General features: G+C 59.5%; 28 protein-coding genes. 20 read left to right on the top strand and 8 right to left on the bottom strand.

Annotation, left to right across the window (positions count from 1 at the left end; translation table 11 throughout):
* Positions 1 to 2: 2 nt before the first annotated feature.
* Genes ACLEIV_RS12285 through phnP form a run of 7 tightly spaced genes read left to right on the top strand, consistent with a single transcriptional unit; the run spans position 3 to position 6,034 of the window.
* A complete protein-coding gene (locus ACLEIV_RS12285) occupies positions 3 to 1,103 on the top strand; it encodes a carbon-phosphorus lyase complex subunit (RefSeq protein WP_410456930.1) in 1,101 nt (366 codons plus the stop codon).
* The gene (locus tag ACLEIV_RS12280) at positions 1,100 to 1,966 is read left to right on the top strand and encodes an alpha-D-ribose 1-methylphosphonate 5-phosphate C-P-lyase PhnJ (protein WP_410456929.1); all 867 of its coding nucleotides are present in this window, start codon (positions 1,100 to 1,102) and stop codon (positions 1,964 to 1,966) included. The genes ACLEIV_RS12285 and ACLEIV_RS12280 overlap by 4 nt, the downstream gene beginning before the upstream one ends.
* Positions 1,963 to 2,820 carry a phosphonate C-P lyase system protein PhnK gene (gene phnK / locus ACLEIV_RS12275; protein ID WP_410456928.1) on the top strand — a complete coding sequence of 286 codons (858 nt, stop codon included), beginning with the start codon at positions 1,963 to 1,965 and terminating at the stop codon, positions 2,818 to 2,820. Before ACLEIV_RS12280 ends, phnK begins: the two co-directional genes overlap by 4 nt.
* Before the next feature lie 8 nt (positions 2,821 to 2,828).
* On the top strand, positions 2,829 to 3,557 hold the full coding sequence (gene phnL / locus ACLEIV_RS12270; protein ID WP_410456927.1) for a phosphonate C-P lyase system protein PhnL: 729 nt from the start codon (positions 2,829 to 2,831) through the stop codon (positions 3,555 to 3,557).
* On the top strand, positions 3,554 to 4,690 hold the full coding sequence (phnM, locus tag ACLEIV_RS12265; protein WP_410456926.1) for an alpha-D-ribose 1-methylphosphonate 5-triphosphate diphosphatase: 1,137 nt from the start codon (positions 3,554 to 3,556) through the stop codon (positions 4,688 to 4,690). The genes phnL and phnM overlap by 4 nt, the downstream gene beginning before the upstream one ends.
* 17 nt (positions 4,691 to 4,707) lie before the next feature.
* A complete protein-coding gene (gene phnN / locus ACLEIV_RS12260) occupies positions 4,708 to 5,265 on the top strand; it encodes a ribose 1,5-bisphosphokinase (protein ID WP_410456925.1) in 558 nt (185 codons plus the stop codon).
* Between the two features lies 1 nt (position 5,266).
* Complete coding sequence (phnP, locus tag ACLEIV_RS12255) at positions 5,267 to 6,034, top strand: phosphonate metabolism protein PhnP (protein ID WP_410456924.1); 768 nt, start codon at positions 5,267 to 5,269, stop codon at positions 6,032 to 6,034.
* 81 nt (positions 6,035 to 6,115) lie between these two features.
* Here the strand turns inward: phnP and ACLEIV_RS12250 are convergent, their stop codons facing one another.
* Entirely contained in the window at positions 6,116 to 7,798 is a 1,683-nt protein-coding gene (locus ACLEIV_RS12250) for a methyl-accepting chemotaxis protein (RefSeq protein ID WP_410456923.1), read from the bottom strand.
* A gap of 381 nt (positions 7,799 to 8,179) precedes the next feature.
* Here ACLEIV_RS12250 and efpL point away from each other — a divergent pair, with 381 nt between their 5' ends.
* From efpL to rmuC, 5 genes are all read left to right on the top strand, one after another.
* Positions 8,180 to 8,749, top strand: a complete 570-nt coding sequence (efpL, locus tag ACLEIV_RS12245; protein ID WP_410456922.1) for an elongation factor P-like protein EfpL — start codon at positions 8,180 to 8,182, stop codon at positions 8,747 to 8,749.
* An 83-nt stretch (positions 8,750 to 8,832) separates the two neighbouring features.
* The gene (locus ACLEIV_RS12240; RefSeq protein ID WP_410456921.1) at positions 8,833 to 9,249 is read left to right on the top strand and encodes a DUF4399 domain-containing protein; all 417 of its coding nucleotides are present in this window, start codon (positions 8,833 to 8,835) and stop codon (positions 9,247 to 9,249) included.
* Between the two features lie 15 nt (positions 9,250 to 9,264).
* Entirely contained in the window at positions 9,265 to 10,104 is an 840-nt protein-coding gene (locus ACLEIV_RS12235) for a PfkB family carbohydrate kinase (RefSeq protein WP_410456920.1), read from the top strand.
* A 58-nt stretch (positions 10,105 to 10,162) separates the two neighbouring features.
* A complete protein-coding gene (locus tag ACLEIV_RS12230) occupies positions 10,163 to 10,399 on the top strand; it encodes a hypothetical protein (protein ID WP_410456919.1) in 237 nt (78 codons plus the stop codon).
* On the top strand, positions 10,399 to 11,748 hold the full coding sequence (gene rmuC / locus ACLEIV_RS12225; protein WP_410456918.1) for a DNA recombination protein RmuC: 1,350 nt from the start codon (positions 10,399 to 10,401) through the stop codon (positions 11,746 to 11,748). Before ACLEIV_RS12230 ends, rmuC begins: the two co-directional genes overlap by 1 nt.
* 24 nt (positions 11,749 to 11,772) lie before the next feature.
* Here rmuC and ACLEIV_RS12220 read toward each other — a convergent pair whose 3' ends face one another.
* Genes ACLEIV_RS12220 through def form a run of 5 tightly spaced genes read right to left on the bottom strand, consistent with a single transcriptional unit; the run spans position 11,773 to position 17,420 of the window.
* Positions 11,773 to 13,218: a TrkH family potassium uptake protein gene (locus ACLEIV_RS12220; RefSeq protein ID WP_410456917.1), complete on the bottom strand. Its 1,446-nt coding sequence runs from the start codon at positions 13,216 to 13,218 to the stop codon at positions 11,773 to 11,775.
* 31 nt (positions 13,219 to 13,249) lie between these two features.
* A complete protein-coding gene (gene trkA / locus ACLEIV_RS12215) occupies positions 13,250 to 14,626 on the bottom strand; it encodes a Trk system potassium transporter TrkA (RefSeq protein WP_410456916.1) in 1,377 nt (458 codons plus the stop codon).
* On the bottom strand, positions 14,623 to 15,918 hold the full coding sequence (gene rsmB / locus ACLEIV_RS12210) for a 16S rRNA (cytosine(967)-C(5))-methyltransferase RsmB (protein WP_410456915.1): 1,296 nt from the start codon (positions 15,916 to 15,918) through the stop codon (positions 14,623 to 14,625). The genes trkA and rsmB overlap by 4 nt, the downstream gene beginning before the upstream one ends.
* A 25-nt stretch (positions 15,919 to 15,943) precedes the next feature.
* Positions 15,944 to 16,888, bottom strand: a complete 945-nt coding sequence (fmt, locus tag ACLEIV_RS12205) for a methionyl-tRNA formyltransferase (RefSeq protein ID WP_410456914.1) — start codon at positions 16,886 to 16,888, stop codon at positions 15,944 to 15,946.
* A 22-nt stretch (positions 16,889 to 16,910) separates the two neighbouring features.
* Positions 16,911 to 17,420 carry a peptide deformylase gene (gene def / locus ACLEIV_RS12200; RefSeq protein ID WP_410456913.1) on the bottom strand — a complete coding sequence of 170 codons (510 nt, stop codon included), beginning with the start codon at positions 17,418 to 17,420 and terminating at the stop codon, positions 16,911 to 16,913.
* A gap of 97 nt (positions 17,421 to 17,517) precedes the next feature.
* Between def and ACLEIV_RS12195 the strand changes: the two genes are divergently transcribed.
* The 6 genes from ACLEIV_RS12195 to hemF are packed head-to-tail and all read left to right on the top strand — an operon-like array spanning position 17,518 to position 22,328.
* On the top strand, positions 17,518 to 18,654 hold the full coding sequence (locus ACLEIV_RS12195; RefSeq protein ID WP_410456912.1) for a LysM peptidoglycan-binding domain-containing protein: 1,137 nt from the start codon (positions 17,518 to 17,520) through the stop codon (positions 18,652 to 18,654).
* Positions 18,635 to 19,732 (top strand): DNA-processing protein DprA, encoded by a 1,098-nt coding sequence (gene dprA, locus ACLEIV_RS12190; RefSeq protein ID WP_410457029.1) that lies wholly within the window; start codon positions 18,635 to 18,637, stop codon positions 19,730 to 19,732. Before ACLEIV_RS12195 ends, dprA begins: the two co-directional genes overlap by 20 nt.
* A 2-nt stretch (positions 19,733 to 19,734) precedes the next feature.
* A complete protein-coding gene (locus ACLEIV_RS12185) occupies positions 19,735 to 20,208 on the top strand; it encodes a DUF494 family protein (RefSeq protein ID WP_410456911.1) in 474 nt (157 codons plus the stop codon).
* A 47-nt stretch (positions 20,209 to 20,255) separates the two neighbouring features.
* Complete coding sequence (locus ACLEIV_RS12180; protein WP_410456910.1) at positions 20,256 to 20,804, top strand: DNA topoisomerase family protein; 549 nt, start codon at positions 20,256 to 20,258, stop codon at positions 20,802 to 20,804.
* 28 nt (positions 20,805 to 20,832) lie between these two features.
* Entirely contained in the window at positions 20,833 to 21,396 is a 564-nt protein-coding gene (gene tsaC / locus ACLEIV_RS12175; RefSeq protein ID WP_410456909.1) for an L-threonylcarbamoyladenylate synthase type 1 TsaC, read from the top strand.
* A 23-nt stretch (positions 21,397 to 21,419) separates the two neighbouring features.
* Entirely contained in the window at positions 21,420 to 22,328 is a 909-nt protein-coding gene (hemF, locus tag ACLEIV_RS12170) for an oxygen-dependent coproporphyrinogen oxidase (RefSeq protein ID WP_410456908.1), read from the top strand.
* On the opposite strand, the gene hdfR is transcribed toward hemF, so the two are convergent.
* On the bottom strand, positions 22,325 to 23,179 hold the full coding sequence (hdfR, locus tag ACLEIV_RS12165; protein WP_410456907.1) for an HTH-type transcriptional regulator HdfR: 855 nt from the start codon (positions 23,177 to 23,179) through the stop codon (positions 22,325 to 22,327). The two genes, hemF and hdfR, sit on opposite strands and share 4 nt — an antisense overlap.
* 169 nt (positions 23,180 to 23,348) lie before the next feature.
* On the opposite strand from hdfR, the gene aroE reads away from it, so the two are divergent.
* A complete protein-coding gene (gene aroE, locus ACLEIV_RS12160) occupies positions 23,349 to 24,173 on the top strand; it encodes a shikimate dehydrogenase (RefSeq protein WP_410456906.1) in 825 nt (274 codons plus the stop codon).
* Complete coding sequence (locus ACLEIV_RS12155; protein WP_410456905.1) at positions 24,170 to 24,430, top strand: DUF1488 family protein; 261 nt, start codon at positions 24,170 to 24,172, stop codon at positions 24,428 to 24,430. Before aroE ends, ACLEIV_RS12155 begins: the two co-directional genes overlap by 4 nt.
* Before the next feature lie 77 nt (positions 24,431 to 24,507).
* On the opposite strand, the gene ACLEIV_RS12150 is transcribed toward ACLEIV_RS12155, so the two are convergent.
* Positions 24,508 to 25,044, bottom strand: coding sequence for a gamma carbonic anhydrase family protein (locus tag ACLEIV_RS12150; RefSeq protein WP_410456904.1), 537 nt, complete (start codon positions 25,042 to 25,044; stop codon positions 24,508 to 24,510).
* Positions 25,045 to 25,245 lie beyond the last annotated feature (201 nt).

Below are 25,245 nucleotides of genomic sequence, written 5' to 3'. Positions count from 1 at the left end.
GCATGTATGTAGCAGTGAAAGGGGGCGAAAAAGCCATTGCCGCAGCACACCAACTGCAGGCGAAAAAACGACGGGGCAATACCGAAAGGCCCGAAATCAGCGTGGCTCAGGTAGAAGAGCAGCTGGCCGGCGCGGTAGACAGAGTGATGACCGAAGGCGGCGTCTACGACAAGGAACTGGCGGCGCTGGCGGTCAAGCAGGCGGGGGGCGACTTGGTGGAGGCGATTTTTCTGCTGCGCGCCTATCGTACCACCCTGCCACGGCTGGCGACGACCGAGCCGGTCGATACCGCCGCCATGCGCATCGCACGCCGTATTTCGGCGACTTACAAGGATCTGCCCGGTGGCCAGTTGCTGGGGCCGACCTATGACTATACCCACCGCTTGCTGGACTTTACCCTGCTGGCCGACGGCGAACATCCGGGACCGGAGCCGGTGGCGAGCGAACCTGCAGCCTGTCCCCAGGTGGCCGGTATTCTCGAACAGCTCGAGCTGATGGTGACGGAAACCGACAACGGCGAAACGCCGGCCGATATCACCATGACACCGGCCACTTACCCCTGCGACCGCTCCGCCCGTTTGCAGCAACTGGTGCGCGGTGACGAAGGCTTTCTGCTGGCGCTGGGTTATTCCACCCAGCGTGGCTATGGCCGCAACCATCCCTTCGCCGGCGAAATCCGCTGCGGTGAAGTGCCCCTGGAACTGGTGCCGGAAGAGCTGGGTTTTGCCATCGATATCGGTGATATCGAGCTGACCGAGTGTCAGATGATCAACGGCTTTGTCGGCGACAAACAGCAAAAACCGGCCTTTACCAGGGGTTACGGCCTGACTTTCGGCTTTGGCGAACGCAAGGCGATGTCGATGGCGCTGGTAGACCGGGCGCTGCAGGCGCCGGAATACGGTGAGCAGGTGGCCGGACCGGCCCAGGACGAGGAATTTGTGCTGGCCCATGCGGACAACGTCGAAGCCTCGGGCTTTGTATCGCACCTTAAGTTGCCGCATTACGTGGATTTTCAGGCCGAACTGGAGCTGCTGCGCAAGATGCGGCGGGAACACGAACAAACGCATGGCCCGGCAGCCGGCCAGGCAGGGGAACAGGCATGATGACTCACCAGACCACCAACGATGTACAGCATCACGGCTACAACTACGCCTACCTGGATGAACAGACCAAGCGCATGATCCGTCGGGCGCTGCTGAAAGCGGTGGCCATACCCGGCTATCAGGTGCCCTTCGGCGGCCGGGAAATGCCCATGCCCTACGGCTGGGGCACCGGCGGCGTGCAGCTGACTGCGGCGGTGATTGGCCGCGACGATACCCTCAAGGTGATCGACCAGGGCGCGGACGACACCACCAATGCGGTGTCCATTCGTTCCTTCTTCCAGCAGGTGGCCCAGGTGAACACCACCGAGGTGACCACCGAGGCCACGCTGATCCAGACCCGCCACCGCATTCCGGAAACCGCCCTCGGGCCGGACCAGATCCTGGTGTATCAGGTGCCGATTCCGGAGCCGCTGCGCTTTATCGAGCCGCGCGAAACCGAAACCCGCAAAATGCACGCACTGGAAGAGTACGGCATCATGCACGTCAAACTGTATGAAGACATCGCCCGTTACGGCCATATCGCCACCGCCTATGCCTACCCGGTGCAGGTGAATGACCGCTACATCATGGATCCCTCGCCGATTCCCAAGTTCGACAATCCCAAGATGGACATGATGCCGGCGCTGCAGCTGTTTGGCGCCGGCCGGGAAAAGCGCATCTACGCCGTTCCGCCCTATACCCGGGTCAAGAGCCTCGACTTCGAGGATCATCCCTTCGAAATACAGCAGTGGGACGAGCCCTGTGATATCTGCGGCTCCACCGACAGCTTCCTCGACGAGGTGGTGACCGACGATCAGGGTAGCCGGGTCTTTATCTGCTCCGATACCGATTATTGCCGTCAGCAGCAGGAGAAACAGTCATGAATCAGCCCGTATTATCCGCTCCGAAGGCCGACATCACGGCCCGGCCGGAAATCACCATCACGGTGAAGGAACAGCCGCTGCTGTCGGTGCAGAACCTCAGCAAACTCTACGCGCCGGGCAAGGGCTTCAGCGAGGTGTCGTTCGATCTCTATCCGGGCGAAGTGCTGGGCATCGTCGGCGAGTCCGGCTCCGGTAAAAGTACTCTGCTGCAGGCTATTTCCGGCCGCTTGGCTCCGGATGAGGGCGAAGTGCTCTATCTGCGTGGCAGCGCCGACAGCCAGTTGCAGCAGGTGGTCAGCCTGTATCGAATGGCCGAAAGCCAGCGCCGGCAATTGCTGCGCACCGACTGGGGCGTGGTGCACCAGCATCCGCTCGACGGGCTGCGGCCGCGGGTATCGGCCGGCGGCAATATCGGCGAGCGGCTGATGGCGGTGGGCCAGCGCCACTATGGCAGCATTCGCGAGCAGGCGCTGCAGTGGCTGCAGGACGTGGAAATTCCCGTCGACCGCATCGACGATATGCCGGTGACCTTTTCCGGCGGTATGCAGCAGCGGCTGCAGATTGCCCGCAACCTGGTGACCCATCCCAAGCTGATTTTCATGGACGAACCCACCGGCGGGCTGGACGTGTCGGTACAGGCACGCCTGCTGGATCTGCTGCGCCGACTGGTGTCCGAGCTGGGGTTGGCGGTGGTGATCGTCACCCACGATCTGGCGGTGGCCCGCCTGCTGGCGCACCGGCTGATGGTGATGAAACAAAGCCGGGTGGTGGAAACCGGGCTTACCGATCAGGTGCTGGACGATCCGCAGCATCCCTATACCCAGTTACTCGTGTCTTCTGTACTGCAAAGCTAGGAGCGGTCATGACTTTCGCATTAAACGTTTCGAATGTTCGCAAAACCTTCGTTTTGCACAACCAGAATGGCATTCGGCTGCCGGTATTGGCCGGTGCTTCCTTTTCGGTCGGGCAGGGGGAGTGTGTAGTACTTCACGGTCGCTCTGGTACCGGCAAGTCCACCCTGCTGCGTACCCTGTACGGCAACTACCTGACCGACAGTGGCCGCATCGAGGTACAGCATCAGGGACAACTGCTGGACATGACTCAGGCGCCGCCGCGCACTTTGGTCAATGTGCGCCGCCACACCATCGGCTGGGTCAGCCAGTTTCTGCGGGTGATCCCCCGTATCAGCGCCCTGGAGGTGGTGATGCAGCCGATGATCGAGCAGGGCGGCAACCGGGCCGAGGCCCAGGCACGTGCCGAGCGGCTGCTGACCCGGCTCAACGTGCCGGAGCATCTGTGGGCGCTGGCGCCGGCGACCTTTTCCGGCGGCGAGCAGCAGCGGGTAAACATTGCCCGGGGCTTTATTGCCGACTACCCGATTCTGCTGCTCGACGAGCCGACTGCCTCGCTCGATGCAACCAACCGGGCGGTGGTGGTGGAACTGATTCGGGAAGCCAAGGCCCGGGGTGCGGCTATCGTCGGCATCTTTCATGATGAAGACGTGCGCGAGCAGGTGGCCGACCAGCTCTACGAAATCCAGTCCGACAGCAACCAACAGCCAGCCACAGCGCAAGAGGAGCATTCCGCATGATTATTACCAATGTGAACCTGGTTCTGGAAAACGAAGTGGTGCCGGGCTCGGTCGAGGTTATCGATGGCGAGATCCGCGCCCTGGCTGACAGCCCGAGCCAACAGCCGGGCGCCATTGACGGCAACGGCGGCTGGCTGATGCCCGGCCTGGTGGAGCTGCATACCGACAACCTGGACAAGCATTTTACTCCACGGCCCAAGGTCAGCTGGCCGCCCTTTGGCGCCATGCGCGCCCACGATGCCCAGGTGGTGGCGTCGGGCATCACCACGGTACTGGATGCGGTGGCCATCGGCGACGAGCGGGACGGCGGCACCCGTCAGGACAACCTCGACAAGATGATTCATACGGTGGTGAACAGCGAACGGCAGGGCCTGAACCGGGCCCAGCATTTGCTGCACCTGCGCTGCGAGCTGCCGCACGAGACCACGGTGCCGCTGTTCGAGCATTATCTGGAACTGCCGGAGGTACGGCTGGTATCGCTGATGGATCATTCCCCCGGCCAGCGCCAGTTCGTCAATATGGTCAAGTACCGGGAGTATTACCAGGGCAAGTATCACCTCAACGATCAGCAGATGCAGGAATTTGAACGGAGCCAGCTGGCGTTGTCGGCCCGCTGGTCGGCGCCCAACCGGGCGGAAATTGCCCGCCAGTGTCGGGAGCGTGACATTTCCCTGGCCAGCCACGACGACGCCACCCTGGCCCATGTACAGGAATCCCGTCGGCTGGGCATGGTGATTGCCGAGTTTCCGACCACGGTCGAAGCGGCGACCGCCTCTCATCGGCATGATCTTATGGTGATGATGGGCGCGCCCAACGTGGTGCGCGGTGGCTCCCATTCGGGCAATGTGGCCGCCCACGAGCTAGCCGCACTGGGGGTGCTGGATGTGCTGTCGTCCGACTACTATCCGGGCAGTCTGCTCGACGCCGTGTTCCGATTGGCGGAAGATGAACGTAATGCACTGGGGCTGGCGGATGCGGTGCGGCTGGCGACCTGTAACCCGGCGCGAGCCCTGGGGCTGGACGACCGCGGGGTACTGGCGGAAGGCCGGCGGGCCGATCTGGTGCTGGTACGACAGCATGACGGCCAGATCTATCCGACCCGGGTCTGGTGCCGGGGTGAACTGGCGTACTGATGCAGGAGAGTGGTGTCATGAAGGATGGCAGGGGACGGCTGTTTTATGTGATGGGGCCTTCCGGCGCCGGCAAGGACAGCTTTATGCTGGTGGTGCGCAAGCAACTCGCTAATCAGTTGCTGGTGGCCCACCGTTATATCACCCGCGCCGCCTCGGCCGGGGGCGAAAATCATGTCGAACTCTCCGACGAGGAATTTCGGCTGCGACAGCAGCTCGGTCTGTTTGCGCTCGACTGGGAGGCCAATGGCCATCGCTACGCCCTGGGATGCGAAATAGACTCCTGGCTGGCATCCGGCGTCGATATCATGGTCAACGGCTCGCGGGCCATTCTGCCCCGGGCGCAGGCCCGGTTCGGGGAGCGGCTGGTGCCGGTGATGGTCACTGTCTCTCCGGATATCCTGGGCCGGCGATTACGGTCTCGGGGGCGGGAAAGTGAGGACGATATTCTCCGGCGGCTGGAGCGGGCGCGGGTCCAGAGCCGTGGGTTGCCGGACTCGGTATGGCGGCTGGACAACGGCGGGCCCCTGACCGAGACCCTGCGTCAGTTTCAGGGGTATTTGCAGGGAGAAAAATAAGATGATGAGTCTGACCCTGCTGGGAACGGGCGCCGCCGGTGGCATGCCGTTGTATGGCTGTGACTGCCATTATTGTGCCCAGGCTCATGCCCAGCCGGAACAGGGGCGTGAACCCTGTTCGGCCCTGGTGGAATGGGATGGCCACCGGCTGTTGATCGACGGCGGCCTGATGGATCTGCACCGGCGCTTTGTGCCGGGCAGCCTGGAGGGCATTCTGCTGACCCATTTTCATGTGGATCATGTGCAGGGGCTGTTTCATCTGCGCTGGGGCCGTAGCGCACCGATACGGGTGTGGTGCCCGAACGATTCGGCCGGTTGCGCCGACCTGCTCAAGCATCCCGGCTGTCTGGATTTTCGGCCGCCGCTGCAGCACGGGCAGCAATGGCAGTTGGGCGAGTTGAGCATTACTCCGCTCGATCTGGTGCACTCCCGCCCGACCCTGGGGTATCTGTTTCACTTTGGCGAGCGCCGACTGGCCTATCTGACCGATACTCTGGGGTTGCCGGCGCACAGCAGCCGTTGGTTGCATGCTCAGCCAACACTGGATGCGGTGGTGATCGACTGCAGCTTTCCTCCCGGCAGCGAGGGCCGCAACCACAACGCATTGGAACAGGTGCTGGAACTGCATGACAGCCTGCGACCCAAGCAGATGATCCTGACTCATATCGGCCATGATTTTCATGTCTGGTTGCAGCAACATGCTCTGCCGAACGGGGTGACGGCGGGGTGGGACAACATGGTGATTGAGCTGAAAGGCGAGACGGTATAGCGCTGACGATGACGTCTGGTGATGCAATCTGGCAATAAAAAAAGGCCGCCAATGGGCGGCCTTGTTGTTGCTGGTGCCGGATCAGGCGGGTTGGGTTTTGGCCTTGATGGCATCAAACACGGAGCTGTGCTCCTCGGGTTGCTGCAGCCGGAAGTGCGCTATCTGCTGACTCAGATCGCGCGAGGCGCCCAGTACCCGGTGGCTGGTTTGTGAAATCAGCTCACTCACCTGCAGCGCTTCCTGCGAGCCTTCGTTGATGTGCAGCAGGTTGCGGTTGATCTCTTCGGCCACGGCAGACTGCTCTTCCGAGGCGGTGGCGATCTGGGCGTTCATGTCGTTGATGCGCTGCACCTCGTCCAGAATCTTCTCCAGATCCTTACCGGCGGCGCGCACCACATCGACGCTGATTCCGGCCTGTTCCTGACTGCTTTGCATGTGCTCGACCACGGTGCCGGCATGGCTCTGCAGTTGCTGGATCATGCGCTGAATTTCACCGGTCGAGTCCTGGGTGCGTTGCGCCAGCGAACGCACCTCATCGGCCACCACGGCAAAACCGCGGCCGGACTCACCGGCCCGGGCGGCCTCGATGGCGGCGTTCAGGGCCAGCAGGTTGGTTTGCTCGGAGATGGTACGAATCACCTCGACCACGGAGCCAATCTGCTGGGTCTGGCCTTCCAGCTCGCGCATGGCATTGTCGGCCTGGGTAACCGACTCGGCCAGGTGCAGCATGGTATCGATACTGCGGGCAACGTCATCGTGCCCCATGCAGGCCTCGGTGTTGGCGTGATCGGCAGCCTGAGAGGCATCGTTGGCGTAGCGGGCCACTTCGTGCACGGTGGCGTTCATTTCGTTCATGGCGGTGGCCACCTGATCCACTTCGGAAAACTGCGCCTGCATGCTGGCGCGGGTTTGCTGGCTCTTGACGCTCAACCCTTCCGCTTCATCATCGAGGGTCGCCGAGGCATTGCGTACCTTCTGCAGCAAGGTACACAGCTGCTCGCCCATGGTATCGACCCCGCGCGACAGCTGACCGATTTCATCTTCGCGGGTAGAGTGGGTACGAACACTCAAGTCGCCCTTGCCGAACTGCTGCACCACATCCAGTACCCGCGCTACCGAGAAGGTCAGCGAACGGCTGATCAACGCCACCACAATCAGTGCCAGCGCCATGACCAGTGCCATCAACAGCAATGACTTGGTGGCCTGCTGCCAGAACAAGGTGTTGATGTCACTCAGGTAGACACCGCTGCCGATGACCCAGCCCCAGGGAGTAAAGCCCTGCACATAAGACACCTTCTGCTGGGGCGAGTCGAACTGGGGACCGATGTAGCTGTATTCCACAAAACCGGCGTCTTGCTGTTTGACCCGTTGCACCATGGCCTGCCAGTGGTACTGACCAGCGGCGTCCTGCACCTGGGTCATGTCCTTGCCTTCGACTTCGGGTTTGATCGGGTGCAGTACCAGGCGATGCTGCATGTCGTTGATCCACATGTAGCCGTCGCTGCCATAGCGCAGTGCCCCCACCGCCTGCTTGGCCAGGCGCTTGCTTTCTTCTTCGCCCAGCGTCTGGCGTTGGGCATAGTAGTAACCGACCAGTGACGCTGCCGTTTCTACCTGCTCTTGTACCTTTTCCTTGCGGGCATCCAGCAACTCGTGACGCAGGCCGATCATGGCCGAGCCCTGTACCAGCAGAATGCCGATAAACAGGCTGGCGACCATGGCCAGCAACTTGTAACGCAGGCTGAGATTATTCAGAAATTGCATGTCCATCCTCCCAATGGCTGGCCGCCACTGGCTGTTGCTGTTGAATTCTGGGTGGGGGATGAGCCGTGACCATTGGATAATGCCAACAGCAGCCAAGGCCGTGCCGGTGTTCCATTCCGCAGGTTGAAGCGTCCCGTGCTTGTTATGTTGTTATATTCAGGCTGACTAATGCATGATGCGAAGATGTTGCCAGCCTGTATGAGACTATCAGTGTCCCCCCTAAAGCGATACGTCTAAAATCGTGATTTTATTGATAATAATCATGGTAAAGCGGAGTCGTATGACAATCACTAATACTACCGGTTTTTAAATCATCATGGGGGGATGGTGTCGGCGTCAGGCCTTGGCTAAGATGCGCCATCTGACGGCAGGAGACGAATCATGGCAAGGGCAAATGAAGTCAAGAAAGGCATGGTGGTTGAACTGGACGGCAAGCTGTTGCTGGTGCGCGATATCGAGGTGCAAAGCCCGAGCGCGCGCGGTAGCGCCACCCTGTACAAAATGCGTTTCACCGATCTGAAAAGCGGATTCAAGGTCGAGGAGCGTTTCAAGGGGGATGAGCTGCTCACTACCGTCGAACTGCAGCGGCGCACCGTGGTGTTGTCTTATGTCGACGGTGATGACCATATTTTCATGGATACCGACGATTACAGTCAGTACCCGGTGCGCAGCAGCGACATTGCCGACGAATTGCAGTTTCTGGATGAAAATACCCAGGGCATTCAGGTGATGCTGGTGGACGATCAGGTGATTGGCCTGGAGCCGCCCCAGACGGTGGAGATGGTGATCGTCTATACCACGCCCGATATCAAGGGGGCTTCTGCCTCGGCCCGCACCAAGCCGGCCACCTTTGCCACCGGCCTGACCATTCAGGTGCCGGAATATCTGAAAATCGGTGACAAGGTGCGAGTTCATACCGTTGAGCGTCGTTACATGGGCCGGGCCGACTGAATCGACAGCGGAGGGTTTTGGCGCCGTCATCGCTTCGAAACCAGCTGCTATGCTTGGGGCTCATATCCCCACGGAGACTGAAAATGATGAGAGTAACGAACATGCTCGGTGCTGCCGCCTTGGTGGCGGCGTTATCGGTATCGGCCACCCCGGCGCCTGAGGGCGCCCGGGTCTATTTCCTCAGTCCGGCCGACGGTGAGGTGCTGGGTAGCGAGTTTACCGTGCGCTTTGGGCTGGAAGGCATGGGCGTGGCGCCGGCCGGGGTGGAAAAGGAAAACACCGGCCACCATCATCTGCTGATTAACGCCGATCCCATGCCGGACTTGTCTCAGCCGCTGCCCGCCAGCGACCAGGTGCACCACTTCGGTGGCGGTCAGACCGAAACCCGGCTTATCCTGCCGCCGGGAGACTACCGGTTGCAACTGGTGCTGGGAGATGCACAGCATGTTCCGCATCAACCCCCGGTGATGTCGGATGTTATCCAGATAACGGTGAAATAGCCTTAAGGGTGCTGAATGGCAAAAATACTGCTGCTGGCCAATCTGAATTGCGATCATGTGTTGGTGTTGAACGAGCCACTAGCCGCCGGCGGCCGTCTGTTGTATCGGGATCAGGGTTGTCGTCTGGGTGGCGGCGCGGCGAACACCGGCATTGGCTTGTTGTGGGCCGGGCATCGGGTGAGTATTGCCGCCCGGATCGGTAACGACGATACCGGTGACTGGTTACGCCGGCAAGCCGCCGATCTGGGGCTGGATGTGACGCACCTGGAGCAGTTTGATGGGGAAACCGGCGAGCTGCTGGTGCTGGTCGACAGTCTGGGTGAAAGGACCATATTGCGCCAGCACCGGCGCCCGGCGCTGCCCGGAGGCCTGCCGATAGCGCCGGTAGACTGTCTGTATGTGAACCATGACGGCGGTGAGGCCGCCGCTTACATGGCGCAGATGGCGGAGCACAGCCTGGTGGTCAGTCAGTACCCCAAGGAGGGGCGCTGGTCCCGGCCCTGCCAGGTGATGATCGCTTCCGCCGCCGATTTGGCCCGGCAGGATAACGTGTTCGACCATGCCCGTGAGTTGGCCGGTGAACGGCTGCAATGGCTGGTGGTGACGCACGGCGAACAGGGCGCGGAGGCGTTTTCTGCCGATCAGCATATTCGGGTACCGGCCCGTCCTGTGTCGGTAGTGGATGCCACCGGCGCCGGCGATGCCTTTGCCGGTGGCCTCATTCACGGTCTGGTGGCGGACCTGCCGATGTCGGCGGCGCTGGATCAAGCCGGACGGTGGGCCGCCTATACGTTGTCCTCCTGCAGTTCAATTCCGTCCGAGCAGTTAAAGAGTTATCTGGGGCGATCCGGCTGAATTCCCTCGTGGTCGCTGTTAAGCTGTTGCCTGATCATCGTATGTTGGGATTCACACCTTGGATAACGGCCTTTTTATTTCTTTTCTCAGTCAGTGCTGGCGCTGGTCGGTATTTCTGATGTTTCCGCTGCTGTTATTTTTGTACAGCCAGCTGCGAGGGCTGCCGCTGGCGGAGTTCGATAATGGCGTAAATCAGCACAAATGGCTGATTATCCTGCTGTATTTTCTCTATGTTTTGCTCTGGCTGCGTTTTAACCGGCGGGTGCTGGCGATGCTTGAGCAGAGGAGGCGATGATGGCCTCGTTATTGGCAACAAGCTGGCCTTACTGGCTGGCGGCAGCGGCCGGGCTGGCCGGCTGGGGTCTGACCCGACTCGGTCTGGGTACCCGACTGCAATTGCTGGCCCAGCAGAATCGGCAGTTGCAGACTCAGTTGGAAGAGCGCAATAGTGAGCTGCAGGAGACCCGGCAACGGCTGGATCAACAGCAGCAACTGGTGCTGAAAATGAACGGCCGGCTTAAGGAATACGAAACCCTGTTGCGTCAGGAGCGACAGGGGGTGGCAGAAAAGCAGGCCCAGTTCGAGGCGAGTGAAATCCGACTTGGGCAGCAGTTCGAGAACCTGGCCCAGCGCATCTTTGAACAGAAAACCCATAGTTTCCGTGAACTGAACCAGAACAGCCTGGACGGACTGTTGTCGCCGCTGCGTGAGCAACTGGAAGGCTTTCGTCGCAGCATGCAGGAAACTTATGCGGACGAAAGCCGCCAGCGCCACAGCCTGAAGTTCGAGGTAGAACGGCTGGCCGAGCTGCACCAGCAGATGAGCGTGGAGACCGCGGCCCTGACCCGGGCGTTGAAGGGAGACAGCAAACAGCAGGGCAACTGGGGGGAAGTGGTCTTGTCGCGGGTGCTGTCCGAATCCGGGTTGCGGGAGGGGCACGAGTACAGCACCCAGCTCAGCCTGAACAATGCCGAAGGCAAGCGCTACCAGCCGGATGTGGTAGTACATCTGCCGCAAGACAAGGACATCATCATCGATGCCAAGGTTTCGCTTACCGCCTACGAGCGCTACTTCAACGGCGAGGATGCGGCTGTGCGCGCGCAGGCGCTGCGTGATCACGTCACCTCGGTGCGGGGGCATATTCGCGAGCTGGGACGCAAGGACTATCAGAACCTGAAGGGGGTCAGAACCCTCGATTATGTACTGATGTTTGTGGCGGTGGAGCCGGCTTTCCTGGTGGCGGTAGAGGCGGAGCCGGGACTGGTGAAGTATGCCCTGGATCATAATATCCTTCTGGTCAGTCCCACTAACCTGCTGGTGGCGTTGCGCACCATAGAGAATCTGTGGCGGGTGGAGCGGCAGAATCAGAATGCCCGCAAGATTGCCGAATCGGCGGGCAAGATCTACGAAAAGCTGCGTCTGTTCACGGAAGACATGGAAGCCGTAGGCCAGTCGCTGCAACGGGCCGACGATAATTACCAACGTGCGATGAAGAAGCTGACCAGCGGCCGCGGCAACCTGATCCGTCAGGCCGAGGCGTTTCGCGAACTGGGGGTGGAAGTGACCAAGCCCCTGCCCGAACACCTGCGGGAAAGGGCTGCCGAGGAAGAAAGCCTGCCCGAGATCGTGAGGGGGCGGGCCTAAGGCCTCACACCTCGCTACATCAGGCTAGCTGCGCCAGAAGCTGGGGAAGAACAGCACCATGACCGTCATGATCTCCAGCCGCCCCATCAGCATGCCCAGTGCCAGCAACCATTTTGCTGCGTCGGGCAGGCCGGCAAAGTTGCCACTCGGGCCTATGACTTCACCTATGCCCGGGCCCACGTTGGCGACGGCCGTCATCGCCGCGCTGATCGCGACTTGCGGCGGCAGCGACATCAGCGTCAGCAGCAGGGCCAGCACCACCATGGTTGCGAAATAGCCGAAGATAAAGGTGATCAACGAACGAATGATGTCGTCATTGACGCTACGGCCATTATATTGTTGAGGAAACACCGCCCTTGGGTGCATCAGTTGATGTAACTGCTTCTGAAACAGGGTCATGCCTACCTGAAAGCGGAAGATCTTGAAGCCACCGGCGGTAGAGCCGGAGCAGGCGCCGCACATCATCAACAGACCGAACAGCACCAGCGGAAAGGCCCCCCAGGCGCCGAAATCGCCGAGCCCGTAGCCGGTGGTGGTGATCACCGAGACCAGGTTGAACAGGCTGATACGAACAGCGTCACCCAGCGGGTAGCGCCCCGTTGCCCAGAGATAGAGGCTGAGCATCAGACCGGTTGCCAGGACCAACCAGAAGAAGCCGCGTACCTGGGCATCCCGGAACAGACTCAGGTTACGATGTTGCAGGCTGTAGATCATCAGTAAAAAGGGCAGGCCGCCGATAAACATGAACAGGGTTCCGACCCAGTGTGCGGAAGGGGAGAAGTGATTCATGGAGCCGTCGGAGGTGGAATAGCCGCCGGTACTCAGGGTGGTCATGGCATGATTCAGCGCTTCGAACGCGTTCATGTCCGACAGCAGATAGTAGCCAGCAGCACACAGCAATGTCAGCAACAGGTACAGCAACACGATGCGTTTGGCCATGGTGGCCGCTCGTGGCGCGCTTTTGTCGGACCAGTCGGAGGATTCGGTCTGGAACAGCTTCATCCCGCCCACATTGAGATAGGGCAGTACCGCCACCGCTGCCACGATAAAACCGACACCGCCCAGCCATTGCAGCACAGAGCGCCACAGCAGGATGGCGGCGGGCATACTGTCCAGGCCGGTGAGTACGGTAGAACCGGTAGTGGTTACCCCCGACATGGTTTCGAAGAAGGCATCGGTGAAGTCGATGTGGCTAATGAATACGAAAGGCAGGGCGCCAAACACGCAGATCAATGTCCACACCAGGGTAGTGAGCAGGAACATTTCCTTGATTCTGAGGTGGATCTTTTCGCGCCGTCCCAAGGCCAGCAAAAAAAGAGCCGTGCTATGGGTGAGCAGGGTTGCCAGCAAAAACTCCTGAAAACCCTGACTGCGGCCCGACAGGGCCAGCAGAGTTGGCAACCACATGAACAGTGCCAGTTTGGACAGAGCCATGCTCAGGATAAAGGCGATGGGCCGCAGGTTGAACACCATTTCTCCCGAATGATGAAAAAACCGAGTCTTAAAGGAAGAAGGGGCTGGGCTGGAACAGCCGCTCCACTTCCGGAATGAATTTCTTGTCCACCAGAAACAGTACCACGTGATCGTTCTGTTCGATCACCGTTCTGTCATGGGCGATCAGTACCTCGTCGCCGCGCACTATGGCTCCTATGGTGGTACCGGGGGGCAGCTTGAGTTCACCGACCTGGCGGCCCACCACCTTGGACGTGGCGCTGTCACCGTGGGCGATGGCCTCTATGGCCTCGGCCGCACCGCGGCGCAGGGAATAGACGTTGACGATGTCGGCCCGGCGTACATGGGTCAGCAGCGCCGAAATGGTGGCCTGCTGGGGCGAGATGGCCACATCGATGCTGCCGCCCTGTACCAGATCCACGTAGGCACCGCGCTGGATCAGTACCATCACCTTTTTGGCGCCCAGCTTCTTGGCGAGCATGGCCGACATGATGTTGGCCTCGTCCTTGTTGGTGACGGCGATGAATACATCGACCTGATCGATATGCTCTTCTACCAGCAGTTCCTGATCGGCGGCGTCACCGCAGAAAACGATGGTATGTTCCAGCAGCTCGGACAGCCGCTCGGCTCTTCTGGGATTGTGCTCGATAAGCTTGACCGAATAACGCTTTTCCAGTCGACGGGCCAGACCGGCACCTATGTTGCCGCCGCCGACTATCATGATGCGCTTGTAGTCGCTTTCGAGACGCTGCAGTTCCGACATCACGGCACGGATATGGCCGCTGGCGGCGACGAAAAACACCTCGTCGTCGGCTTCGATAATGGTGGTGCCCTGGGGGCGTATCGGTCTGTCCTGACGGAAGATGGCCGCTACCCGGGTATCGATGTTGGGCATGTGTTCGCGCAGGGTAGACAGGGCATTGCCCACCAGGGGGCCGCCGTAATAGGCCTTGATCGCCACCAGGCCGACCTTGCCTTCGGCGAAGTCCACTACCTGCAGGGCTCCCGGATACTGGATCAGCCGATAGATGTATTCGGTCACCAACTGCTCGGGCGCAATCAGGTTGTCGACCGGCAGTGCCTCGTTGAGAAACAGCCGTTCACGCTCGGCCAGAAATTCCGGCGAGCGGATCCGGGCCACCTTGTTGGGCGTGTTGAACAGCGAATAAGCCACCTGACAGGCGATCATGTTGGTTTCGTCACTGCTGGTCACCGCCACCAGCATGTCTGCATCCTGGGCACCGGCTTCGCGCAACACGTTGGGGTAGGCACCGTGGCCGGTGACGACCCGCAAATCGTATTTGTCTTGCAGTTCCCGCAACCGCTCGCTATCGGTATCGACGATGGTGATATCGTTATTCTCACCCACCAGGTTTTCCGCCAGGGTCCCTCCTACCTGACCGGCGCCGAGGATGATGATTTTCATGGCAATTTACTCAACTTGGCGTAATAAAAGCCATCCCGCTGTTCGGCTCCCGGCAGTAATTGCCAGCCCGGTTGTTCGACCGTATCACCCGGGTGCAGGGGCAGATGACGGGCATTCGGGGTACGTTGCAGAAACGCCTTGATCTGGGTGCTGTTCTCGTCCGGCAAGATGGAACAGGTGGCGTAGAGCAGGGTGCCACCTGGCTTGAGCTGTTGCCAAAGCGCGTCGAGAATTTTCGCCTGCAGCGCTGCCAGCTGAGCGATATCGTCCGGGCGGCGCAGCCACTTGATGTCCGGGTGGCGGCGAATCACGCCGGTGGCTGAACAGGGCGCGTCCAGCAGGATACGATCGAAGGCCGCGCCTTGCCACCAGTCGGCGGGCCGGGCGGCGTCTCCCTGAATAACCGTGGCCTGCAGCCCGATGCGTTCCAGATTCTGGTGCACCCGTTTTAGACGCTCGCCGTCCATGTCGAGGGCCACCAGTTGGGCCAGCGCCGGCTGGCGCTCGAGAATATGGGCGGTCTTGCCACCGGGGGCGGCACAGGCATCGAGAATGGTATCGCCCGGGGCGGCTTCCAGCAGTTGGGCGGCCATCTGTGCCGCCGCATCCTGCACCGAGCTGTGACCCAGCTCGAAACCGGGCAAAGTGGCCACATCCACCGGTCGGGCCAGGCGCAGGGCACTCTCGGCCAGGTTGTCGGGCTCTGCTTCCTGACCGGCTTGCTGCAGCAATGCCAGGTAATCTTCCTGCGAATGATGAGCCTGATTGACCCGGATCCACATCGGCGGATGCTGGTTATTGGCCTCGAGGATGTCCTGCCACTGTTCGGGATAGGCCTTTTGCAGGCGCTTGACCAGCCAGTTGGGATGCGCGAGGCGCAACTGGGGCAGGGCGTCGACCTTGGCGGTCAGTTCTTCCCGCCGGCGCTGTACGTTGCGTAGTACGCCATTGACCATGCCCTTGAAGGGGTCGGCTTTCAGCAGTTTGCAGGCGTTGACGGTTTCCGCCAGGGCGGCGTGAGCCGGTATCCGGGTATAAAGCAGCTGATAGATACCCACCAGCAGCAGCGAATGCACTGACTGATACTTGCCCTTGAGCGGCTTTTCCAGCAGTTGCTTGGCGATGGCGTCGAGTCGGCTGTACCAGCGCAGGGTGCCGAAACACAGCTCCTGCAGCAGGGCGCGATCCTTGGCGGCCACTTCCTGCTGATAACGCGGCAGCAGGGTAGACAGCGACTGCCCTTGGTTGAGTACCTGATGAAGGATGTTGGCCGCGGCGGCACGGGTTTTCATATGATTACCACTGAGTTGAGTGTGTTCACGCCAGGCGGTTGCCGGTCTGGAACCAGTCCTTGCGGGCGTTGAGCAGATCCTGACAGGCCATGGCCTTCTTGCCCGGCGGTTGCAGGGTGAGCAGACGCAGTACACCGTTGCCGGTGGTCACGTCGATACCGGCCTTGCCGGCACGAATGATGGTACCGGGTGGCTGGTCGCTGTTTTCATCGAGCACTTCGGTCTGCCAGACCTTGATATTGTGCTCGCCGACCATGAAATAGCTGACCGGCCAGGGGTTGAAGGCTCGGACATTGCGTTCGAGCTGCTCGGCCGGCAACTGCCAGTCGATGAGCGCTTCTTCCTTGGAGAGTTTTTCCGCATAGTTGGCCTGAGCGTCATCCTGGGGCTCGGCGGTGATGCTGCCATCGGCGATTTGGCTCAGGGCCTGCAGCAGCGCCTGGGGACCTATGTCGGCCAGCTTGTCATACAGGCTGGCGGAGGTATCTGCAGACGCTACCGGCAGACGAGCCAGGTGTAGCATGGCACCGGTATCCAGCCCCTTGTCCATCTGCATGATGGTGACGCCGGTTTCCCGGTCGCCGGCCCAGATGGCGCGTTGAATGGGGGCGGCGCCACGCCAGCGTGGCAGCAGGGAACCGTGCACATTGATGCAGCCCAGTTGTGGGGTATCCAGCACCACCTGGGGCAGGATCAGACCATAGGCCACCACCACCATGATATCGGCGTTGAGGGCGGCAAGCTGCTGTTGCGCTTCTTCATTGCGCAGGCTCTGGGGCTGAAATACCGGAATGCCGGCCTGTTCGGCGGCCACCTTGACCGGGCTGGGGGTCAGCTTCTTGCCACGGCCGGCGGGTCTGTCCGGCTGGGTATAAACGGCGACGATATTGTGTTCCGAGCCGAGCAGCGACTGCAGGTGGCGGGCGGCGAAGTCCGGGGTGCCGGCAAAAATGATATTGAGTTTGCTCAAGGGGCGTCCTTTATTATTGGAATTATTGTGCTTCTTGCTTGGCAAGCTTTTCCATTTTCTGGCGTATGCGCTGGCGCTTGAGTGGAGAAAGGTAATCGACAAACAGCTTGCCGATCAGATGATCCATTTCATGTTGTATGCAGATGGCCAGCAGATCGTCTGCTTCCAGCTCGAATGCCTTGCCATGACGATCCTGGGCCCGGATCTTGATGCGCTCGGCTCTTTCCACCAGGGCGCGGGCACCGGGCACCGACAGACATCCTTCTTCAATGCCGGTGCTGCCGCTTTGCTCCAGCACTTCCGGGTTGATCAGCACCAGTTGTTGCTGCCGGTCATCGGACACATCGATCACGATCAGCCGCTGATGAACGTCGACCTGGGTTGCCGCCAGGCCTATGCCTTCTTCGGCGTACATGGTCTCAAACATATCATCTACAATTTGCTGTAAAGCCGGAGTGAACTCGGTGACGGGTTGGGCGACGGTACGCAGTCGCTCATCGGGAAAACGTAATACTTCTAATACTTTTGCCATGACTACCTTGCTGATTTCTGTATCGATACTGATAGTATTTTAGCCATTTAAGCGCATAAAAAACAGCAAGAGTTAATAACTTAAGGACACGGATGTTATGACGCAGAGAGGCCGATTTTTACTCGGGTTGCTGGCCGGGTGCTGTTTTGGCCTGCAGGCCAACAGTTTTGAACCGGATAACGGCCATGAGCCGGATACCAGTCGTCTTGAGCTGAATGAGAGCTATCCCGAGCGTTACAGGGTACGCAAGGGAGACACCCTGTGGGATATTTCGGCTCACTTTCTGAAATCTCCCTGGCTGTGGCCGAAGCTGTGGCAGGCCAACCAGCAGATAGCCAACCCTCATCTTATCTACCCGGGCGATGTGCTGCGGTTGATCTGGGTGGACGGGCAGCCCCGCTTGGTCAAGGGAGAGGCTGACAAGGTGGTGCGTCTTTCTCCACGGGTACGCACAGCCCCCTCAGTGGCGACCATTCCGCTCAGCTCTATGCTGAACTTCGTTGACAGCCATCGCGTCATGTCGCCGGCAGTATTTGATCGGGCTTCTTATATCCTCGGCGATCAGCAGGGCCGGGAGACCATGGTGAAAGACTCGTCGGTCTACGTGCGCGGGCAGCTGACTCCGGGCACCGTCTATGGGGTTTATCGCCCGCTGGAAATATTGACCGATCGTGTTACTCATGCCGAACTTGGACAAAAGGCGGCGCTGGTTGGCACCTTGCTGGCAGGGGAACCGAGGGGCTATCAGATGACCGAGGCCCGGGTCAGCAGCATGAAGCAGGAGATTCGCCAGGGAGACAAGGTGCTGCCCCTGACCATGGATGGCGGCATTGCCGCATTTCACTACCCCCGGCCGGGGCCGAGGCTCGATCAGGCGTATATTCTGGCCATGGGTACCGAGGGCAGTGTCACCGGACGCCATGGCGTCGTCTTTATCAACAAGGGGCATACGGATGGTGTCCGGTCCGGTGATCTCTATGCGGTGATGAAACCCGGACCCGGTGTATACGATGTTACCCCCGGTTCTTCCGGCAGGCTGAGCTATGCGAGCCAGGCGGGTGCCTATCTGCGTACCAGTGGCCGGCCCGAGCAGCTACCGGCCGAGGCGGTAGCCCGTATCATGGTGTTCAGGGTTGACGATCAAACCAGTGCCGCCCTGGTGCTGGACAACAGAGGCCTGGTTCAGAGGAATTATTCGCTGAGCCATGTGAGTGATGCCGGGTTCGGGTCTTGAGCAGCATCCGCTGCTCCCCTGGCTGGCACTGCAGCGTACCAGGGGCATAGGGCCGGTTCGGGCCATTCGGCTGCGCAGCAAGCTCGGTGAGCAGTGGTACAGCTCCGGGCAACTGGCCGCCAGCGGCCTGAGCGAAGAGCAGTTGGAGCAGCTGCAGACATCGCACCTAGCGATTCTGGAGCCATTGCTGGAATGGCAGGGGCAGGCGTCGAATCGTCATATTTTGCCGTGGGATGCCCCGGCTTATCCGGAGCAGCTCAGGGCGGTATCCGGAGCCCCGCTGCTGCTGTTTGTGGAAGGCGAGCTATCGACCTTGCCGCTGCCACAAATTGCGGTGGTTGGCAGTCGCCATCCCTCCTATGTCGGCAGAGAAAATACCAAAAATCTGGTTCCGGCATTGTCGACTGCCGGTGCCGTCATTACCTCGGGCCTGGCGATAGGGGTCGATGGCCTCAGCCATAGGGCGACGCTGGATGTCGATGGCCTCACTCTGGCGGTACTGGGGTCGGGACTGGCCCGGTGTTACCCCAAGCGGCATCAGCGTCTGGCCTCGGAGATTATCGATAGCGGGGGGGCCCTGCTATCCGAATGCTACCCTTGGGAAGGACCGCTGGCGCATCATTTTCCTCGCCGTAATCGCATTATCAGTGGCTTGAGTCTGGGGGTGTTAATCGTTGAGGCCGCCGAGCGCAGCGGCTCCCTGATCACCGCCCGTTACGCCATGGAGCAGGGGCGAGAAGTGTTCGCCATTCCCGGTGCCCGGCAAAATCCGCAGGCCAGTGGTTGTAACCGGTTGATCCAGCAAGGGGCAAAGTTGGTTTCCGACGCCGATGATGTGCTCGATGAACTGGTGGCATTTTCGGTGGCGGCGATCAAAATTCGGCCAGCGGCCACTGAGGAATTATTGCCTTATCCGGAGTTGTTGGATAACGTAGGTTTAGAGACAACGGCGGTGGATTTGATCGCATCCCGTTGTCAGCAGCCGGTGCAGGAGGTGCTTACCCGGTTGGTCGAGCTGGAATTGGCTGGCTGGGTGGAGGCTGTACCCGGGGGTTATGTCAGAGCGAGGAGGAGCTGAGCATGTTCGATGTACTTATGTACTTGTTCGAAACCTACATCCATACCGATGTAGATGCCATGGTGGAACAGGATGCTCTCGCCGATGAATTAACCCAGGCGGGCTTTCACAAGGAAGAGATCCTCAAGGCGCTGGCCTGGCTGGAACGCCTTGCCGAATTGCAGGAAGCGGAAGAGGCGCCGATATGGGCGAGATCCGCACCTGATTCATTCCGTATCTATACGCAGGAAGAGCTGTACAAGATAGACGCGGAGGGGCGAGGGTTTCTGTTGTTCCTGGAGCAGATAAAGGTGCTGAATGCCGAAACTCGCGAGATTGTCATCGATCGGCTGATGGAGCTGGATCCGCCGGAAATCGAGCTGGATGACCTCAAGTGGGTGGTGATGATGGTGCTGTTCAATGTGCCCGGCAGCGAGTCGGCCTATCAGCAGCTGGAAGAGTTGATTTTCGAACAGCCGGAAGGGGCGGTTCACTGAAGGCGGCCGCGCTGGTAGAATTCGGTCAATGAATTCGGAGGCGCGGTATGTCGAAAATCGATTCCAGTCTGTTTAATACCCAGGAACCTGGCCCTGATTGGGGCGATGAGCCTTGTCCCCGATGCGGCGGTACGCTGGAATTGCGTCATGGCAAACATGGCGCCTTTGTCGGTTGTGCGTCCTACCCTGCCTGCGATTATCTGCGCCCGCTCAAGGTCATCGAACACGATCAGGATGTAGAGAAAGTGCTGGAAGGCAGCCAGTGTCCGCTATGCAGTTATCCTCTTGCCATCAAGAAAGGCCGCTACGGCCTTTTTATCGGTTGTACCCATTATCCCGCCTGCCACCATGTGGCCGACATCAACGATCAGGGGCGGACTGATCCGTCGTGTCCGGCCTGCAACAAAGGCCAGCTGGTGGCAAGAACCTCCCGTTATGGTAAACGCTTCTATGCCTGCAATCATTATCCGGCCTGTCGTTATGTGATTAACGAGCGGCCGGTGGCCGAGCCCTGCCCCGAATGCGGCTTCGGCATTCTGGCGGAGCGTAAGGGCGGCCTGCATTGCCCCAACAAGGGCTGTGGTTACCAGCGTTGAATTGTTTTATGAAGGAAATTGTCAGTTAATGAACCCACAAGAATTGAACGCCACACTAGAGCAATTGCGCCGGGGCGGTATCATCGGTTATGCCACCGAGGCGGTATTTGGCCTGGGCTGCGATCCCGATAACGGGGAAGCCGTGCGGCGGTTGCTCGAGATAAAGCAGCGGCCAATAGAGAAGGGACTGGTACTGATTGCCGCCGATTTCAGCCAGCTGTTGCCCTACCTGGATCTGGCCGCGTTACCGAAAGGGCGGCTCGAGGTTATTCTCAACAGCTGGCCCGGCCCCTATACCTGGATTATTCCGGCCCGACCCGAGGTGCCAACCTGGCTCAAGGGGCGGTTCAACTCGCTGGCGGTCAGGGTCACGGCGCATCGGCAGGTTCACGATTTGTGCCTGGCCTTCGGCAAGCCGCTGGTCTCTACCAGTGCCAATAAAACCGGAGAGCCGCCGGCAAGAAGCGAGCAGCAGTTGGCGGAATTAATGGGAGCCACGCTCGACTATATCCTGCCCGGGCAGACGGATGGGCGTGCCAATCCGTCACTGATCCGGGATGGCATTACCGGCGCCGTGGTGCGCGCGGCCTGAACATCACATTAGAAGGAAGAGACATGAGCGGTAAACCGGATATCATGGCCGTTAAAGCATTTTTGCTGCAGTTACAGAATGATATTTGCACTCGGCTGGAGCTGGCGGACGGCACCGGCCGCTTCGAAGAAGACAGCTGGACTCGTGCAGAAGGCGGTGGTGGCCGCAGCCGGGTCTTGCGCAACGGCAGCGTGATCGAGCAGGGGGGCGTTAACTTCTCTCATGTTCATGGTACCGCCATGCCGGCCTCTGCCACGGCGCACCGGCCCGAACTGGCCGGTCGTTCCTTCGAAGCCATGGGCGTGTCGCTGGTGATCCATCCTCATAATCCTCATGTACCGACCAGTCATGCCAATGTTCGTTTCTTTATCGCCGAGAAAGAAGGCGCCGATCCGGTTTGGTGGTTTGGCGGCGGTTTCGATTTGACGCCCTACTATCCGGTGGAAGAGGACTGCCGGCACTGGCACCGGGTATCCCGGGATCTGTGCGCGCCTTTCGGTGAGCAGGTGTATCCGGAATACAAGGCCTGGTGCGATCGCTATTTTTACCTCAAGCACAGAGATGAAACCCGGGGCGTGGGTGGACTCTTTTTCGACGATCTGAATGAATGGCCCTTCGAGCGTTGCTTCGAGTTCATGCAGTCGGTGGGGCGTGGCTATCTCGATGCTTATATCCCTATTATCGAGCGACGCAAGGACACTGTTTACGGCGAGGCCGAGCGACAGTTTCAGCTCTATCGGCGAGGCCGTTACGTGGAGTTCAACCTGGTATATGACAGAGGCACGCTATTTGGCCTGCAGACCGGGGGCAGAACCGAGTCCATTTTGATGTCGATGCCCCCTCTGGCGCGCTGGGAATATAACTGGCAGCCGGAGCCGGGGACGGCAGAGTCCCGACTCAACGACTTCCTGGTACCGAGAGACTGGTTTTAATCGCCGTCGATTTGGGGGCCAAACAGGGTGATGACCTGGTCAATCAGTCCCTGGCGTTCCCCGCCCGGCAGATAGGCCGCATAGACCTCCCGCTTGATTGAGGGAGTATCATCTACGATGAACAGCTGTTCCTGCTGCTGGTAGTTGCTGATCATGGAGCTGGGCAGAAAGGTGCTGCCGCCATGATGCAGCAGATATTCCAGTGCAATCCGTACCGAACCGGTATGCAGCAGGGGCGGGGTCGAGGTATTGAACAGCTTGGCGTGTTGGGTATTAAAGGCGGTGCCCCAGTCTATGCGAATATAATCCTGAGCCATGGCCTTGGTGGTATCCAGACCCGGATAAGTGGAAACCAGCTGCAACTCCATGGTGTGTATGGCGATATGACGGACCCCTTCGATACGAGCCGGATCGGTCAGAAACGCCAGATCCAGGGTGCGCCCGAGCAGGGCGCGGGTCATCTGCTCCGGAGTCCGGATATCTGCACGCAATGACAGTGCCGGCAGTTCGCAGTAAAGCCGGTGCAATCCATCCTGCAAATAGGCATCCCACAAGTTGGCTGTGCCGGCCACCGCCAGTTGCTGGGTCTGGCGTTCGCTCAGGGCCACCTCGTGCTGGGCTCGGGCCCAGGCCAGCAGCATGGACTCGGCGTGAGGGATCAGCGCATCACCGGAGGAAGTAAGCTGAATATTGTTGCGCAATCGGGTAAACAGCGTGACCCCCAGCTGGCTTTCGAGCTGGCGAATCCGAAAGCTGACCGCCGACGGCGTCAGGTAAAGGTGCTCCGCCGCTTTGCCGAAGTGGCGGGTGCGGGAAACTTCCAGAAAGGTTTTTAAGAGTTCAGTATCCAAGGCTAGCCACAAAATTTCTGTTCGTTAGCGCAAAATCTATTCGTTTTAGTAATTAATGCAACCAAAAAAGCGTCGGCGGTGGCAATATTATCATTATTGCCGTCGGTTCCGGATGCAGGCAGCCCTTATCCGGTACCGGTGTTTACGCCCAGCTACGAGAGCAGAATTCATGGACAGATATGCGGTTATCGGTCATCCGATCAAGCACAGCCAGTCACCTTTTATTCATGGCAGTTTTGCCGAACAAACCGGCCAGCAAGTCGATTATCGGCGCCTGCTTGCGCCCCTCAATGGTTTTGCCGATACCCTGATGCACTTTGCACGCGAAGGCGGCAAAGGTTGCAACATCACGGTGCCGTTCAAGACTCAGGCCATGGAGTTGGCAGGAGAATTGACGGATAGGGCCCGTTTGGCTGGTGCCGTCAATACCCTGCATCTGCAGGAGGATGGCCGTTGGCTGGGGGACAACACCGATGGCGCGGGCCTGGTGCTGGATTTCAAACGACTGGGGTTCCCCCTGGCTGGCGCCAGAATATTACTGCTCGGTGCCGGTGGTGCGGCCCGGGGGGCCATGGCGCCCTTATTGGAGGAACAACCGGCACAACTGGTGGTGGCAAATCGTACACCAGCGAGAGCCGATGAACTGGTGCAGCGTTTTGAGCACCTTGGCAATATCACCAGTGCGCCACTCGATACGCCCGGTGTTGGTTTCGATATCATCATCAACAGCACTTCTGCCAGCCTGCAGGGAGAGGGGCTGTCACTCGACGCCGCTGTTTGTCATCCCGGGACCCGGGTCTACGATATGATGTATGGGCGTGAAGAAACCGTCTTTCTCGCCTGGGCCAGGGAGATTGGATTGGAACATAGACATGATGGTCTGGGTATGCTGGTGGGGCAGGCAGCTGAAAGCTTTTATCTCTGGCGTGGTGTATGGCCAGACATGATGCCGGTGTTGACGTCATTGCGAGCGAAACTGGAGGCAGCAACATGAATCAGGACATTATTGTAGACGACGATCTCGACTGGCAATCGGAGCGACAGGGTATTGCCTTTACCGCTCATTGGCAGGGGCGAAAAATTGACTGTTTTCTGGCGTTGCCCCATCTCGAGCACATGACCGGTCAGAGCCTGATAGATGAAGGCAATATCATGCTGGCCTTCGAGTCGGTACGTTTCGATATCGAAGAACGGGTCGCCGAGCTGGTGGGAGAGGAAGCCTTCGCGCCCGACGGTGGCTTGTATTTATAAAACTGTGAGGGGAGAGGCGCAAGATATATACCAGAACAAGTCGGCGGGTCTGCCTGGGCTTGTTCTCCCACTCCTCACTATTGTTTCAGGTACTCGTTTTTAAGACGGACATAGTTCGCAGCCGATTCGGGTAAAAAGGCTTTTTCTTCTGGCGTCAGCGGACGCACCTGCCTGGCCGGTGAGCCGACATACAGATAGCCCGACTCCAGTTTCTTCCCCGGTGGAACCAGGCTGCCGGCACCGATAATCACGTCATCTCCTACATCAGCTCCATCCAGTACTATGGTCCCCATGCCAATCAGCACCCGGTTGCCGATGATGCAGGCATGCAGCATCGCCTTGTGCCCGACCGTGACGTCATCTCCGATCAGCAGGGCTAATCCCTCCGGCCGGGCGGAACTCTTGCGGGTGACATGGAGTACGGTGCCATCCTGAATATTGGAACGGGCACCGATACGGATAAGATTGACGTCACCGCGAGCGGCCACCAGCGGCCAGATGCTGGCGTCTTCCCCCAGCTCTATATCTCCATAGAGTACGGCGGAGGCTTCCACGAAGGCTCCCTTGCCCAGAATGGGAGTGATGCCGTTATAGCTTTTCAATGGTGTGACCATGATTGTTTCCCGAAAGGCGAACACTGATACAGCCATTCTAACGGCTTTATCGATAAAAACGAGGCTGCATTGTGGGTAACTCTGTGGTTAAGCTGTGTTTTTGCTTGGAGTATAAGCAATTGATCGCCAAAGGCCTGTTTTTATCAAAAAAAGCCCTTGCGCAAAATCGGCCGCTCCCTATAATGCGCATCCACTGACACG

Source organism: Oceanisphaera submarina, assembly GCF_046521305.1.
Lineage (GTDB): Bacteria > Pseudomonadota > Gammaproteobacteria > Enterobacterales > Aeromonadaceae > Oceanimonas > Oceanimonas submarina.
This window is presented reverse-complemented; position numbering and strand designations above follow the sequence as displayed.